11 protein-coding genes are annotated in these 14,340 nt (G+C 43.9%); 5 read left to right on the top strand and 6 right to left on the bottom strand.

The window, feature by feature from the left end:
• Positions 1–294 precede the first annotated feature (294 nt).
• Genes SNE25_RS31440 through SNE25_RS31420 form a run of 5 tightly spaced genes read left to right on the top strand, consistent with a single transcriptional unit; the run spans position 295 to position 5,709 of the window.
• The gene (locus SNE25_RS31440; protein ID WP_321562966.1) at positions 295–1,467 is read left to right on the top strand and encodes a glycoside hydrolase family 172 protein; all 1,173 of its coding nucleotides are present in this window, start codon (positions 295–297) and stop codon (positions 1,465–1,467) included.
• Between the two features lie 21 nt (positions 1,468–1,488).
• Positions 1,489–2,346 carry a fumarylacetoacetate hydrolase family protein gene (locus SNE25_RS31435; protein WP_321562965.1) on the top strand — a complete coding sequence of 286 codons (858 nt, stop codon included), beginning with the start codon at positions 1,489–1,491 and terminating at the stop codon, positions 2,344–2,346.
• A 7-nt stretch (positions 2,347–2,353) separates the two neighbouring features.
• A complete protein-coding gene (locus SNE25_RS31430; protein ID WP_321562964.1) occupies positions 2,354–3,574 on the top strand; it encodes a DUF6786 family protein in 1,221 nt (406 codons plus the stop codon).
• A gap of 39 nt (positions 3,575–3,613) precedes the next feature.
• A complete protein-coding gene (gene fucP / locus SNE25_RS31425) occupies positions 3,614–4,891 on the top strand; it encodes an L-fucose:H+ symporter permease (protein WP_321562963.1) in 1,278 nt (425 codons plus the stop codon).
• A 29-nt stretch (positions 4,892–4,920) separates the two neighbouring features.
• Positions 4,921–5,709, top strand: a complete 789-nt coding sequence (locus SNE25_RS31420) for an SDR family oxidoreductase (RefSeq protein WP_321562962.1) — start codon at positions 4,921–4,923, stop codon at positions 5,707–5,709.
• A 109-nt stretch (positions 5,710–5,818) separates the two neighbouring features.
• Here SNE25_RS31420 and SNE25_RS31415 read toward each other — a convergent pair whose 3' ends face one another.
• The 6 genes from SNE25_RS31415 to SNE25_RS31390 form a co-directional block, all read right to left on the bottom strand.
• A complete protein-coding gene (locus SNE25_RS31415) occupies positions 5,819–6,589 on the bottom strand; it encodes a GLPGLI family protein (RefSeq protein WP_321562961.1) in 771 nt (256 codons plus the stop codon).
• Between the two features lie 5 nt (positions 6,590–6,594).
• Positions 6,595–9,390: an outer membrane beta-barrel family protein gene (locus SNE25_RS31410; protein ID WP_321562960.1), complete on the bottom strand. Its 2,796-nt coding sequence runs from the start codon at positions 9,388–9,390 to the stop codon at positions 6,595–6,597.
• A gap of 139 nt (positions 9,391–9,529) precedes the next feature.
• Positions 9,530–10,750, bottom strand: coding sequence for an ABC transporter permease (locus tag SNE25_RS31405; RefSeq protein ID WP_321562959.1), 1,221 nt, complete (start codon positions 10,748–10,750; stop codon positions 9,530–9,532).
• Positions 10,751–10,759: 9 nt separating this feature from the next.
• The gene (locus SNE25_RS31400; RefSeq protein ID WP_321562958.1) at positions 10,760–11,509 is read right to left on the bottom strand and encodes an ABC transporter ATP-binding protein; all 750 of its coding nucleotides are present in this window, start codon (positions 11,507–11,509) and stop codon (positions 10,760–10,762) included.
• Positions 11,506–12,792 (bottom strand): efflux RND transporter periplasmic adaptor subunit, encoded by a 1,287-nt coding sequence (locus SNE25_RS31395; RefSeq protein WP_321562957.1) that lies wholly within the window; start codon positions 12,790–12,792, stop codon positions 11,506–11,508. The genes SNE25_RS31400 and SNE25_RS31395 overlap by 4 nt, the downstream gene beginning before the upstream one ends.
• A 12-nt stretch (positions 12,793–12,804) precedes the next feature.
• Positions 12,805–14,151, bottom strand: coding sequence for a TolC family protein (locus SNE25_RS31390; protein WP_321562956.1), 1,347 nt, complete (start codon positions 14,149–14,151; stop codon positions 12,805–12,807).
• Between the last annotated feature and the right edge of the window lie 189 nt (positions 14,152–14,340).

Below are 14,340 nucleotides of genomic sequence, written 5' to 3'. Positions count from 1 at the left end.
CAAAAATGGATCTTATTTGCCGGATAAAAGCAGCTATTTTCAATTATTCTGTTTTAACCATGTTTCTTTTTTAATAAAATGTAAATTAGCTTTTATAACCATTTAATCAACCTTTTTTTAATACAATATGCCAAAATAGAGGTAATGTTATGCTTATTTAGCAGGATTTATAAATTGAAAATTATTGATATGATTGTGAATGCCTAAGGTCTGAAGCCGTAGTGATTTGCAAGTATTATGAACCTGGTATGTATTCCCAATAAATACATGCTTAAATTATTAATAGATAACCTTATGATGAAGAATTATGCTTTAGTAATCTGGATGTTTGTTCTTGCAACATCACCTGCCCTGGCGCAGCAAAAATTTAACGGATTAGATGTTAACCTGGGTAATATTTACAGGGTGTCTGATGCCAAAACCCGGTCGATAAGTCCTGAAAATTTTACAGGCGAAAAAGGAAAAGGCGGAATGGCTACCGAAGGTACCGGTTTAAATGCATCCCGCGATCTTGGACAAACCTGGAAGGTAAGCCCGAGCGTAATTATAAAAAAACATACCACTTTTACTATTGCCGAAATTGATGGATCGGGCGCTATTCAGCATATCTGGATGACGCCTACCGGCAACTGGCGTTACTCCATACTCCGCTTTTACTGGGACAATGAAACTACCCCATCTGTTGAAGTGCCTGTGGGCGACTTTTTTTGTATGGGCTGGGGTAAATACGCGCCCCTGCAGTCGCTGGCTGTTGCGGTTAACCCCGGCAGCGCCTTTAATTGTTACTGGCCAATGCCTTTCCGCAAAAAATGCCGAATCACTATGGAAAATATTGACGACAAGGATATGGTATTGTATTACCAGGTTGATTATACGCTAACCCAGGTGCCCGATGATGCCGCTTATTTTCACGCCCAGTTCAGGAGGGTAAACCCATTGCCTTACAAAAAAGATTTTGTGTTGGTTGATAGCATTAAAGGCAAAGGTCAGTACGTGGGCACTTACCTGGCCTACGGATCCAACAAAAACGGCTGGTGGGGCGAAGGAGAGATCAAGTTTTTTATGGACGGCGATACCAAGTTCCCTACCATAAATGGTACCGGCACGGAGGATTACTTCTGCGGATCATATGATTTTGATACCCATCATAAAGACGCCAATGGTAAAGAGGAAGAGAAAACAGAATATACCGAATTTTGCAGCCCATACAGCGGTTTGCACCAGGTTATACGCGGCGATGGCCATTATAATATTGCACAACGCTTTGGATTATACCGCTGGCATATTGCCGACCCTATCCGGTTTGAAAAAAGTTTAAAGGTTACCATACAGGCGCTGGGCTGGCGCAGTGGCGGGCGATATATGCCCCTGCAGGACGATTTGGCCTCAACCGTGTTCTGGTACCAAACCGGCGAGCATGGCCCTTTCCCCAAACTACCCTCAAAAGACGAATTGGAAGTTAATTAATCTTGAACATATATCTACCTGATGAAATTATATAAAATAGCTAAAGGCATTTTGCTGGAACATCATAATGCTGCTTATATTATTGACGATGAATGGGACAGCCTCATCAATCGTGATGACCTGGCGGGCTATCTGCAAGCCATATCTACCGATACCACACCCATAGACAATGCGGTAAAAAGTGAATATTTAAACGGACAAATATCGCCCCCGATAGGCAGCCAGGAAGTATGGGCCGCTGGTGTAACCTATCTTAAAAGTCGTGATGCCCGTATGGAAGAATCAGAAACTTCTGGCGGTGCAAGTTTGTATGACAGGGTATACGATGCTCCCCGTCCTGAATTGTTTTTTAAAGCCACGGCGCAAAGGGTAGCCGGTCATGGTGCGGAAGTTTATATCCGTAAAGATTCGGAATGGGATGTGCCCGAGCCCGAGCTAACCCTTTTTATCAATTCAAAAGGCAGTATTCAGGGTTATACCATAGGTAATGACATGAGCTCGCGGAGCATTGAAGGCGAAAATGCCCTGTATCTGCCGCAGGCAAAAATATATGAAAAGAGCGCCGCGCTGGGGCCGTGCCTGTTGGTAACACCGGAGCCTATAGCTTTAGAGTCGGCTATAAGAATGACCATTAAACGCGATGGTGTTGCTGTTTACGAGGATGCAACCACCATATCGCGCATGAAACGTTCTTTAACCGAACTGGCCGGTTATTTATATCGTGAATGTGATTTTCCTGCCGGGTGCTTTTTAATGACAGGTACCTGTTTAGTACCACCGCCTACCTTTACCCTGCAGCCGGGTGATGTTGCAGAGATCTCTATCGACGGCATTGGCACATTGGTCAATACCATCGCGCTGAATCCAAAACATAAATAATGATGGTATGAGAAGAACTGTTAACCTTTTATTTTTTGCTTTATTGATGACCGGTTTAAACGCATGTGATACCAAGACGGCCCCCGCCACTGCCGAAGGCACGTTCGGGCACGATCTGGAATTTTTAAAGAAGAAGGACAGTGTTATTGTTTTAACAAGTAGCGATGGTAATGGTCAGGTTATAGTTTCACCAAAATACCAGGCCAAGGTGTTTACCTCAACAGCCGATGGGCTGGGCGGTAAAAGTTTTGGCTGGATAAATTACAAAACCTTTGATGCCAAAGAGCTGGATGCCCACATGAACGCCTATGGTGGCGAAGACCGCCTGTGGCTTGGGCCCGAAGGTGGCAGGTTTTCGCTGTTTTTTAAACCTGGCACCAAAATGGAATTTGATAACTGGCACACCCCGCCCGCCATTGATAACGAAAGCTGGAGTTTGACATCATCAACCGGGAAAAAAGCCAGCTTAACAAAAAGTACCCAAATGCAAAACTACGCGGGTACAACGTTAAACATCAAGCTACAGCGTGATATTGAAATACTGGAACCGGCCGACATTAAACAGTTGCTGGGCATTGATGACGCGGGCAGCACCGTAAAATCTGTAGGCTTTAGCACTACCAATACTATTATTAACAGCGGTAACACGGTATGGGATAAGGTTAGCGGCGCACCATGTTTATGGAGCCTGGATATGTTTACACCATCACCAAAAACAGTAATTGTAGTACCTTACCAGGATAAAGCTACCGGAAAAATAGCCACTACAAATTATTTCGGGGAAATAGCTAAGGACAGGATAGCCTATAAAAACGGTGTACTATTATTTAAGGCCGATGGAAAATCGCGCGGTAAGCTGGGTATTCCGCCAAACCGTGCAAAAAATATGACAGGCAGTTACGATGATGCTAATCAGGTATTAACCATTACCCTTTTCGACCTGAATAGCAAAGCCGATTATTTAAACCAGGAATGGAAACCTGATACCGAGCCATTTACCGGCGATGCGGTTAACGCCTATAACGATGGGCCATTGGCCAATGGCAGTCAGATGGGGCCCTTTTACGAAATTGAAAGCGTATCACCGGCTGCGTTTTTAAAACCCGGCGAAAGCTTAGCGCACAAACACAGTGTGTTTCATTTTACCGGCGATAAGGATACGCTGAACAAAATAGCACTTAAAACCCTGGGCATTTCCATAAACGATATTACCACAACATTTAAATAAACTATTTATACCTAATTATAAACCAATTACAATTGCCCAATGTCAAAAAATAAAGATCTGTTTGCAGTAGCCCTCATCACTTCCCTGTTTTTTATATGGGGGTTTGCTTTAAACCTTAATCCCATTCTTATCCCGCACCTAAAAAAAGCTTGTCAGCTGAGCGATCTGCAATCATCACTGGTAGATTCCGCATCTTATTTTGCTTATTTCCTGTTACCAATACCCGCTGCCCAGTTCATGAAACGCTACGGATACAAGGGTGGGATATTATTAGGGCTCATACTTTTTTCTGTAGGCGCATTTTTGTTTTATCCGGCATCAATAGTAAGGAATTACGCGTTTTTCCTGGGCGCGTTGTTTATCATATTTTCGGGAGCTGCGTTTTTGGAGACCGCCGCCAATCCCTATATCACCGTAATTGGCGATCCGGAGGGGGCAACACAGCGTATAAACTTTGCGCAATCATTTAATGGGCTGGCAGCAGCTTTGGCGCCGCTTGTTGGTGGTATGGTTATTTTATCGGGCAAAACATTAACTACGGCTCAAGAGGCTGCCATGTCGCCCGACCAGCTGAATACTTACCTGCTTAAAGAGGCATCGTCTGTACAAACACCATTTATTATTATTGGTATTGGCGTACTCATAGTGGCCGCATTGGTGTATCGTACCCATTTGCCGGTAATTGTTGAAGAAGGCGAAGGCATGGAACACCATGAAAGCTTATCTATTTTTCAAAGAATGGGCTCTCTTTTTAAAGAGAAAAATTTAAGGGCAGGCGTAATAGCACAGTTTTTTTATGTAGGCGCACAGGCTTGTGTAGGTAGTTTCTTTATTCGTTTTTCGGAACGGGTAGCCGGTATGGACGAAAAATTAGCTGCGAATTATTTAGCAGCCGCCATGCTCGCGTTTTTGGCGGGCCGGGCAATCGGTACTTTCTTAATGACATTTATTAACCCTGTAAAACTGCTGGCTATTTTTGGTATTACTAATGTAGCATTAATTGTATTATCGGTTTTTCTGCATGGCAAATTCCCGGTATTTGCATTAATAGGGGTTGAGTTTTTTATGTCAATCATGTTCCCAACAATTTTCTCATTGGCCATTCGTGGTTTGGGCGGCAAAACAAAAGAAGGTTCGTCGCTGGTGATCATGGCCATTGTGGGTGGGGCCGTTTTTCCGCCGATCATGGGGCGCTTGTCAGACATGACCAACATACAGATCGCTTACCTGGTACCGGCTGCCTGCTTTTTGTTTGTGTTTTATTTTGCGATAAGAAATTTAAAAGTAAAAGAGGTGAAGCTATCTGTTTCCCATTAATAAGTATTGAATAATTATAATATATAATCATGAATTTAGAACTCACCGATAAGGTAATTATAGTAACAGGCGGTGCAAAAGGCATTGGCGAAGGGATTGTGAAAGTACTGGCAAAAGAGGGCGCCATACCGGTTATTATAGGCCGGGGCGAAGCCGATAACCTGAAAGTAGTACATGCAGTTGAGGCCGAAGGTGGAAAAGCTTTCCAGGTGGTAGCCGAATTGACCGACCCAAAAGCAAGCGAAAACGCTATCAAGGCCGTTGTTGCCCAGTTTGGCCGTATTGACGGATTGGTGAATAACGCCGGCGTAAATGATGGCGTAGGCCTGGAGAGCGGCGACTATGAAGGTTTTATGGCATCATTACATAAAAATGTGGTGCATTATTACCTGATGGCACACCATGCTTTACCAGAGCTTAAAAAAACCCAAGGCGCTATACTCAATATCACCTCAAAGACCGCAGATACCGGGCAGGGACACACTTCCGGCTACGCAGCATCAAACGGCGGGCGTAATGCTTTAACCCGCGAATGGGCGGTGGAACTACTGAAATACGGCGTGCGTGTAAATGCCATTGTGGTAGCCGAATGCTGGACACCGCTTTACGCCAACTGGATAAAAACATTATCAGATCCTGAAGGTAAATTAAAAGAGATTGAATCAAAAATACCTCTGGGCAACCGCATGACCACAGCCGAGGAAATAGCCAATACTACTGCTTTCCTGCTTTCACCAAGATCAAGCCACACTACAGGGCAACTGATTTATGTAGATGGCGGCTACGTGCACCTGGACAGGGCGTTGGCTAATGCCTGATTGATGACGGAGTAAATATCTTACATATCCATAAAGTTAAAAGCCATACACAATGAAGTGTATGGCTTTTGGTTTGTATAATGCTCAGGTTGGTTGCAGAGAGGGATAGCTAAAGCGCAAAGGCCTTAAGATATTTTGGCGCGTATTCGCCCCAGTTTTTCATTACTGATGTCAGCGTGGCCATCAGCGATTTGTTGTTTACCGCCTTGCCTTTTTTAGGTGGGGTTAACGCTTTTTCTTCAACCGGCGCGTCGGTTACCTTGGTGGCAAACCAGGTAACATTTTCATGGGGTAGGGCTACGCCCAGTATCATACCCGGCAGGCCGTTAAATAGTTCGGGGCCGCCGGTTACCGGTATTTCTTCGGTATAAAAAGCTACCACATAAATAGAATCAAGGATAAGCGCATTGGCCCGGCGGCAGGTATAACCGGCAATCTCGCGCGTTTCGCCGGTAAGCTTCCAGTTTATTTTGCGGGTGCTGTCCTTCACTAAAAAGGTTTCCTCAAAAACCTTTTTCTGATCTATAACTGAGCCGGCTGTTAAATCAGAAAAAATGGTATTTACCTGGTTGGCCATTGGTGTGTCGAAAAAGCCACCTGATGGATTTTCCGGTTCAATGGGCGTAAACAAGGTTTTGTTGTTATCAAAAGTAAGTGTGCTTTTCAGCACCTTAAATTGCTTTTGATTTTTTCTGTACGAATCAAGGGCCGGGCGCAAAAAGCTTTCATTATCCTTGGTGATCTGTTTTTCAAACAGGGCGAACATGTTGATCGTTTTGTCAAACATGATGGTACCATGTTGGGTAAAATGTTTGTTTTGAGCAAACAAGCAGTTGCTGCTTAGCAGGAGCACAACGGCCAATAATATGGTGTATTTCATGGTGATTATTTTTTAGGTGCGCCGCCGCCCATGTGGTTAAAGTCCCAAACAAGCGAAAGCATAAAGTATCTTTTAATAGTGGTATAGCGTTCCTGGGTAAGGATATTTGCCGATCCGGTGCGGCTGTAGCCGGTATTCTGGTTCAGCAGGTCATTACCTGATATCGATAATTTCAAGCTTTCATCTTTCATGAAAGACTTGGTAATGCTGGCATTTAAAGTGGTACGCCTGAAATCCTGATTAAAAGATTGTGTGGCAGCATTGTACTGGTAGTTGGCATCGGAACCTATCTGGAACTTGGCCGGCAGGTACAGGTTAAACCCTCCGTAAGCATTAAACCCGCGACCATTATTATTGATGTTTTTTTGTAACGAGGAAGAGTTTATGGTATAGGTAGGTCCCGCCCCTGTCCAAAAATCATATTTCTTTTGCTTGTACTTTGAAAACCGCAAACTGGCGCCGTAGGTGAATGACTTGGTTTCGTTCAGCTGGTTGTTGGTAAGGTTAAAATAATTGCTGCCATTCATGCTAGCCCCAATACCGGCATTAATATCAACGTTAGGTATCTTTTGATTAAAGCTGCCATTAAAATTCATATTAGAGGTTTGATGGCCCTTAAGGTTTGACGATTGATAAGTACTTGCCCCGGTAGAATCGGTCGTCACATTATTTACAATGGGATTAATGGTACGCGAGTAGGAACCACCAAACCATATAGACTGGCCGCTGATCACCTTATAAGAGTTATAATAGGCGCTAATCCGGTTGGTAAATGAGGGCCTCAGGTCGGGGTTACCCAGTGTAATGTTCAATGGGTCGGTGTTTACGCGTACAGGCTGTATCTGGTCTATACTTGGCTGCGAGGTATTACCATTATAGTATACAGAAAACGACCGCTGCTGCGAAAACTTATATTGAAAGCTGGCCTGCGGGTACCAGTTAACAAAGTTACGGGTAAGTGTATTGTTGGTAAACTCATCTATCTGTTTAAAGTTCACGTTTGATACCTTACTGCCGAAGTTGATGATGGTTTTATTTTTTTTGTAGTTGAAAACCGCGCCAAATTGGTTTGACAGTTGATTGAGTTTAAAATTATTGCTGAGGCTTTCATCCAGGTCATCATATTGGCCCGTGGCCGATTTATTGAACGAGCGCCTGTCTGATCGGCCGTTGTTGATGTTAAGACCATAATTTAACACAACAGCAAATGATTTGGTAAACGGCTCCGAATAAGTAATATTGGTATTCAATATAGAGCTTTTGCTTAAGCCGGTTTTATACTGATCGATCTTTTGCATGCTATCCAGCTGACCTGCAGTGTTGAAATAATCTATCTCCGAATTCAGGAAACCTTTATTCTCATTTTCATTGTAAGCCTCGTTAATACTTACCGAAAAGCTGCGTCCTTTTTTCCTGAATTTCTTATTATAAAACAAACTGGCATTTAATATTTTTTGGGTACCGCTGTTGGTGATGCTCCTTTTATTGCTATTGAGCATGGTGCTATCGGCACGCAAACTGGTGGTGTTATAATCATTATCGGCAATGGTGCTTTTGGTGGTACCATCAATACTTATTTTAAGGTTTGATGAGGTATCCGGTTTAAGCTGATAAGTAGCATCCAGTTTTTGCCTGAAGATGTGGTTATGAAAATTCTGGTCGCTGTTGCTGTTAAAGAAAGTTTGCGGCAGGTTATTTTGGGTTTGCGTATTCCGTGTACCATCAACATTCAGTGAGCCTATTTTGTAATTGGTATTGATAGATTCTTTATCGCTGTTCCATTTGGTGTCATAATGCAAACCACCGGAACGGGCCAGCGGTATACCCTGCCCATTGTACTGGCCGTTAAATGAGTCGAGCCCATCATCGCCGCCACCGCCATAAAAATAAACTCCACCATCATCACTAAATTCCATGTTGCCGGCACTCCCGTATTTTGAATTATCCTGCCAGCCCAAGCCCGTTTTACCGGTGTTACCGATAGTGCCATAGGCCGAGAATTTTTGCTTGCCCTTGAAACGGTTAAACATCAGCTGTTCTTGGTAATACTTATCGGTACCGCCTTCTGCGTCTGCCTTACCAAAATAACCGTTCTTTTTATCCTCCTTTAATTTAATGTTGATGGTTTTATCCTTTACACCGTCATCAATTCCGGTAAAGGAAGCCTGGTCGCTTTTTTTATCATAAAGCTGTACCTTATCAACCATATCGGCACGCAGGTTTTTGGTAACCAGGGTGGGGTCATCGCCAAAAAACTCCTCACCATCAACCAATACCTTGTTTACGGTTTGGCCCTGGGCGGTAATTTTGCCGTCTTTATCAACCTGTATGCCGGGTAGCTCCTTTAACAGGTCTTCTACCTTTGCGTTGGGTTGTACGGTAAAAGCCGCGGCGTTAAACTCAGTGGTATCGCCTTTTATTTTAACGGCGGCTACTTTGGCTTTCACAATAACCTCGGCCAGTAGCTGCGACTTGAGGATCATTTTAATATGCCCAAAATCATGACTGGTATGCGCCGAATCAAGCGTAAAGCGCTCCACATAATCGGCATAACCCGGATAGGTTGCGAGCAAAATGAACTTGCCCTTTTTTAAATTGTTTACAGAAAATGTGCCATTGTTTACTCTTGTGAATTTTTGAAGAATGGAATCTTTGGCGGCCAAAACCATAATAGTGGTATTGGTTAACTGGGAGTTGGAGGCGGTATCGGCTACCGAGCCCTTAACTGAATAATTATTTTGCGCAAATACCGAAACAGTACTTAAACAAAGTATTATTACTGCAAGAAATGTGATTTTCATAAGGTTGTTTATGAAAACCAAGGTATAACTAAAACTTTAGTATTCAAAACGATTTAACAATTGTAACTAAAATTTTAACATTTGAAAATAGTGATTTTTTATTAACGTATTGATAATTAACAAAATATAAAAACATGGGCTATTCGTATCGCAGCGCCTCAATGGGATCAAGCCTTGCTGCCTTTTGCGCCGGATAATATCCAAAGAAAATACCTGTAACCGCGCAAACAATAAATGATAATAATACCGATGACTCGGATACGATAGTTGGCCATGATAAAGTAAGAGTAACCAGGTTTGACGAAACGATACCCAAAACCACGCCAATAATCCCCCCGGTAATACTGATCAGTATGGCTTCCATCAAAAACTGGAGCATAATATCCTTACCGCGTGCCCCTATTGACATGCGCAAACCAATTTCACGCGTACGCTCGGTAACCGAAACATACATGATATTCATGATGCCGATGCCACCTATCACCAGCGATATACCGGCTATTACAGTAAGCAAAACAGTAAGCAGGCCGCTTGTCGAACTTAAAGTGTTGATCAGTTCGGCCTGAGTACGTACGGTAAAGTCATTGTCCTCCGTACTGCGCAGGCGGTGCGAGTCGCGCAAGATGGTGGTCATTTCGGTAGTTGCCGCGTCGGTTACCTGCTCGTTGGCCGCCGATGCATAAATATTCTGATAATAAATGGTGGCCAGTATCCTTTTTTGAACGGTAGTATAGGGGGCAATAAGTATATCGTCCTGATCTTGGCCGAAGGCGTTTTGCCCTTTGGGGTTGAGTATGCCGATGACCTGGAAAGGGATCTTATTAAAACGGATCACCTTGCCTATGGGGTTTTCACCGTTGGGGAAAAGGTTGTCAATAACTGTTTGCCCAATTAAACATACTTTAGCCGAGGTAAGCACATCCTGCTCGGTAAAGGCTATGCCATCTTTTAACGTTAGCTTGCGGATATCCAGGTAGTCCGGGCTTACCCCCTGCATTGTGGTAGGCCAGTTTAAGGCGCCTTCAATGGCCTGCCCCTTTGCCTGCACCGATGGCGATATTTCTGTAATATACTGGGCATCCCGCTTAAGGGCCACTATATCTTTATCAGTAAGGGTTTGAAAACTTGATCCGGCTATACGCACACCCCCATTCAGGTTACTGCTGGGCAAAACGGTGATCATGTTTGAGCCCATACTTGATAGCTGGTCATGTATACTTTGCTTTGATCCCTGACCAATAGCCACCATGGCTATAACCGCGGCTACGCCAATGATTATACCCAGCATGGTTAAAAAAGCCCGCAGCTTGTTGCGCTGCAACGCTTTAAAAGCTATCCGTATCAGGTTTAATATATTCATAGCTGTAATTTAATAATCATCAGTCACAGGCAAACCCGCCAGCACCTCTTTTGCCGAGCGCGGCTCCAGGTTTTGTGTATCCTTTTGGATAATGCCATCGCGCAGCTGAATAGTACGGCTGCTGAACGATGCTATATCCGGTTCGTGCGTAACAAATACAATTGTTTTACCCTGCTGGCTATTAAGCTCCTGCATTAACGACATGATTTCGTATGAGGTACGGCTGTCCAGGTTGCCTGTAGCTTCATCGGCCAGAATCATTACCGGCTCATTTACCAGGGCCCTTGCTATGGCCACACGCTGTTGCTGCCCGCCCGACAGCTGACTTGGCGTATGGTCAAACCGGCCGCCCAGCTTTACCGCTTCAAGGGCATGAATGGCCCTGTCGCGCCGTTCGCTTACGCTGATATCTTTGTTATATAAAAGCGGCAGCTCCACATTTTCAATAGCCGAGGTACGTGGCAACAGGTTATAGGCCTGAAAAACAAAACCTATTTTACGGTTGCGCAACTGGGCAAGTTCATCGCGCGATAATTGTTTGATGTCAACGCCATCGAGCAAATAAGAGCCTATGGTAGGTTTATCTAGGCAGCCCAATATATTAAGGAGGGTAGTTTTGCCCGATCCGCTGCTGCCCATAATAGTCACAAATTCACCGGCTTCTACATTAAATGATATGCCCTTCAGCGCGCGTACGGTTTCACTGCCCATCTGAAACTCGCGTTTCAGCTCATGTATTTCCAATATTCGCTTGCTCATCGCCCTCTTCCGCCTCCTCCTCTTCGTTGCGGCATAAACGGACTGCCGCCCGGTTTAGCCGCTGTTTGGGTGTTGGCGTCACCACCCGTAACGCCGGTAACTACCATGTCGTCAGCAGTTAATCCTCCTAAAACCTCTACCTGCGTATTATCGTTCAGGCCGGTCTGTATTTTTTTTCTGGTTATTTTTTTACCCTGTAACAGCCAAACAAATGCCGTTTGTTTGGCTACGCCTGTACTATCCTTTCGGCTTTTACCCGTGTGCGCCGCTTTTGCATTATCATCAGTAGCGCCAGTTGTAGCCGCTTTTTGCCTGGCACCTTTGCGACCTATTTTGCCAACAATTTCATATTGCTTCATTAATGAAGAGTCAGGAACAAAGCTCAACGCCTTTGCCGGTATCAGCAATGCATTATTTACCTCTTTGGTATAAATAATAATATTGGCGGTCATACCCGGTTTCAACTTCATATCATCATTTGGCGCATTAATAATAGTAGTATAGGTAACCACATTTGCCGATACCGATGGATGCAGCCTGATATCTTCAACAGTGCCCGCAAACTGGTCGTTTATAAAAGCATCCACGGTAAATGATGCCCGTTCCCCGGATTTTACATCGCCAATATCGGCCTCATCCACATTTGCTTCTACTTCCATTTTGGTAATGTCTTTAGCTATTACAAAAAGGGTAGGTGTACTGAAACTGGCAGCCACGGTTTGCCCGGTACTGATACTGCGATTTAATACAACACCATCAATAGGCGAATAAATATCGGCGTATGATAAATTCTTGGTAGCCGACCGTACCTGTGCGGCGGCACTTGCTACTGAAGCCTGCGCTGCATTCAGGGTATTAAGGGCCGTATCAAAATCGGCTTTGCTTATCGCATCTGTTTTGTATAACAGATCTTGCCGGTTAAAGTTATTTTTTGCAAAAACGAGCTGGCTTTGGGCATTTTGCAGGTTGCCTTTATACTGATCAAGCGTAGCTTGTAGCAGTGATTTATCAAGCTCGGCTATAAGCTGCCCTTTTTTAACTTTTGAATTAAAATCGGCATATATAAATTTAATGATGCCCGATACCTGCGTACCCACCGTAACGGTATCCACTGGTTCTATTTTGCCGGTGGCGGTTACACTTTGGGCTATATAGCCTTTGGCGGGTTTTTGTGTAGTAAGCGCCAGGGGTTGTTCGGGCTTCCGGATAAAGAAAAACCAGATGAGCACCAATACTATCAGTATGGCTAAAATAATTCCGATCTTTTTATAACTTTTTTTCATGATATCGGGCGATTATAATTTAATAGGTACCCCTCTGTAAAAATCATAGATCTTTAAGGTTAACAGTGTGTTGTATTTGGCCTGTACAAAAGACTGCTGCGCTTGTACAAACAGGTTTTTTTGTAATAAAAAATCAACGGTGTTGGCCACACCTACCTTTAGCTGCTCACTGGCAATACGATAGCTTTCTTTACTGTATTTGTATTCTTCGGCTGCGGCATCATATTGGCTGCGGGCATTTTGTACATTAATATAAGCCCGTTCAACCGTTTGCGAAAGGGTTACGCGGGTATCCTTTAAATCAAGCTGTGCCTGTTTAACGGCTATTTTGGCTTCTTCAACTTGCGTTTTTACCACACGTTTGGTAAAAATGGGTATAGCCAGGGTAACCGCCAGCTGCTGGTAAAAGTTATTATTGATCTGGCTGCCGAAAGAACTGTTTTGCCCATTGGCATAGCCCGAATTAACCGATGCCCCCGCTGTGATAGATGGCTTATAGCCTGCTCTTGCCTTATCCACATCGTATTGAGCTATTTTGACGCCCAACTCACTGTTCTTCACTTCGGGACGGGTTTGCAGGGCAGTTTGCTCCGCATCACGGAACGCCGAGATGCTATCTGTTGGTGCAATGATGGTATCCGGCTTAGCAATATCGAATTTCACATCTGTGGGTAACAGCAGTAATTGTTTAAGGGTAATAAGGTCGCCGCGCTCGGTATTGGTGGCGCTAACCAATGAATATTGGTCTGTGGCCTGTTGGGCTTGTAACTGTATAAGGTCTTTGCGGGCCACACTGCCCACATTATATCTTTTTTGCTGCAGATCTACCTGTGCTTTGGTAGTATTGAGCAGGTCGGTATTGTAAACAATGGTTTCCTTATCAAGCAGCACGGACAGGTACGCCTGTGTTATTTGCAGAGTAATATCATTTTCCTGCTGTATGATGCTCAGGTTGGCCGATTGTACCGAAAGGTTTTTTTGCTGGATATTATTATTGATAAAATTTCCATTGTATAAAGTTACCGATGAGCTCAATCCATACGAACCCGAAGCGTTAAAGCCCGAGTGCCTCCCATTATCGCCATTACTGAAATTATTGCCGTGAGCAACGGTTTGTGAGGCTGAGCCCGAAAGATCGGGCAGGCGGGCGGCTTTAGCTAATAGATACTCCTGCTGACTGGTTTGCTGCGAAAGCCGGAGGGCGTTAATTTGTATATTGTTCTTTTTGGCGTAATCTATACATTTTGCCAGGTCCCAGTTAATGCTGGTACCAACCAGTGTGCTATCCTGCCCGTAAAGGCTCAAATAACCTGATAAAAGCAAGGTTAAAAGGATAATATGTTTTTTAAATAACCGCATAGCGTAATATTATACCAGCTAATGGCTTGTGTATCTTTGTGTTGATAGTGTAAATATGATGAACGTTGAAAATGTTTTAATAAGTACCCTAATAAGCATTCAATCTTTGTAATAATTGTATTACCGTTATTTTTGCGGGATGAAAATTTCTGTAACGAAAGGGAGCTAACAGAAGTCAGTATAAGTTGG

This window comes from Mucilaginibacter sabulilitoris, from assembly GCF_034262375.1.
Lineage (GTDB): Bacteria > Bacteroidota > Bacteroidia > Sphingobacteriales > Sphingobacteriaceae > Mucilaginibacter > Mucilaginibacter sabulilitoris.
This window is presented reverse-complemented; position numbering and strand designations above follow the sequence as displayed.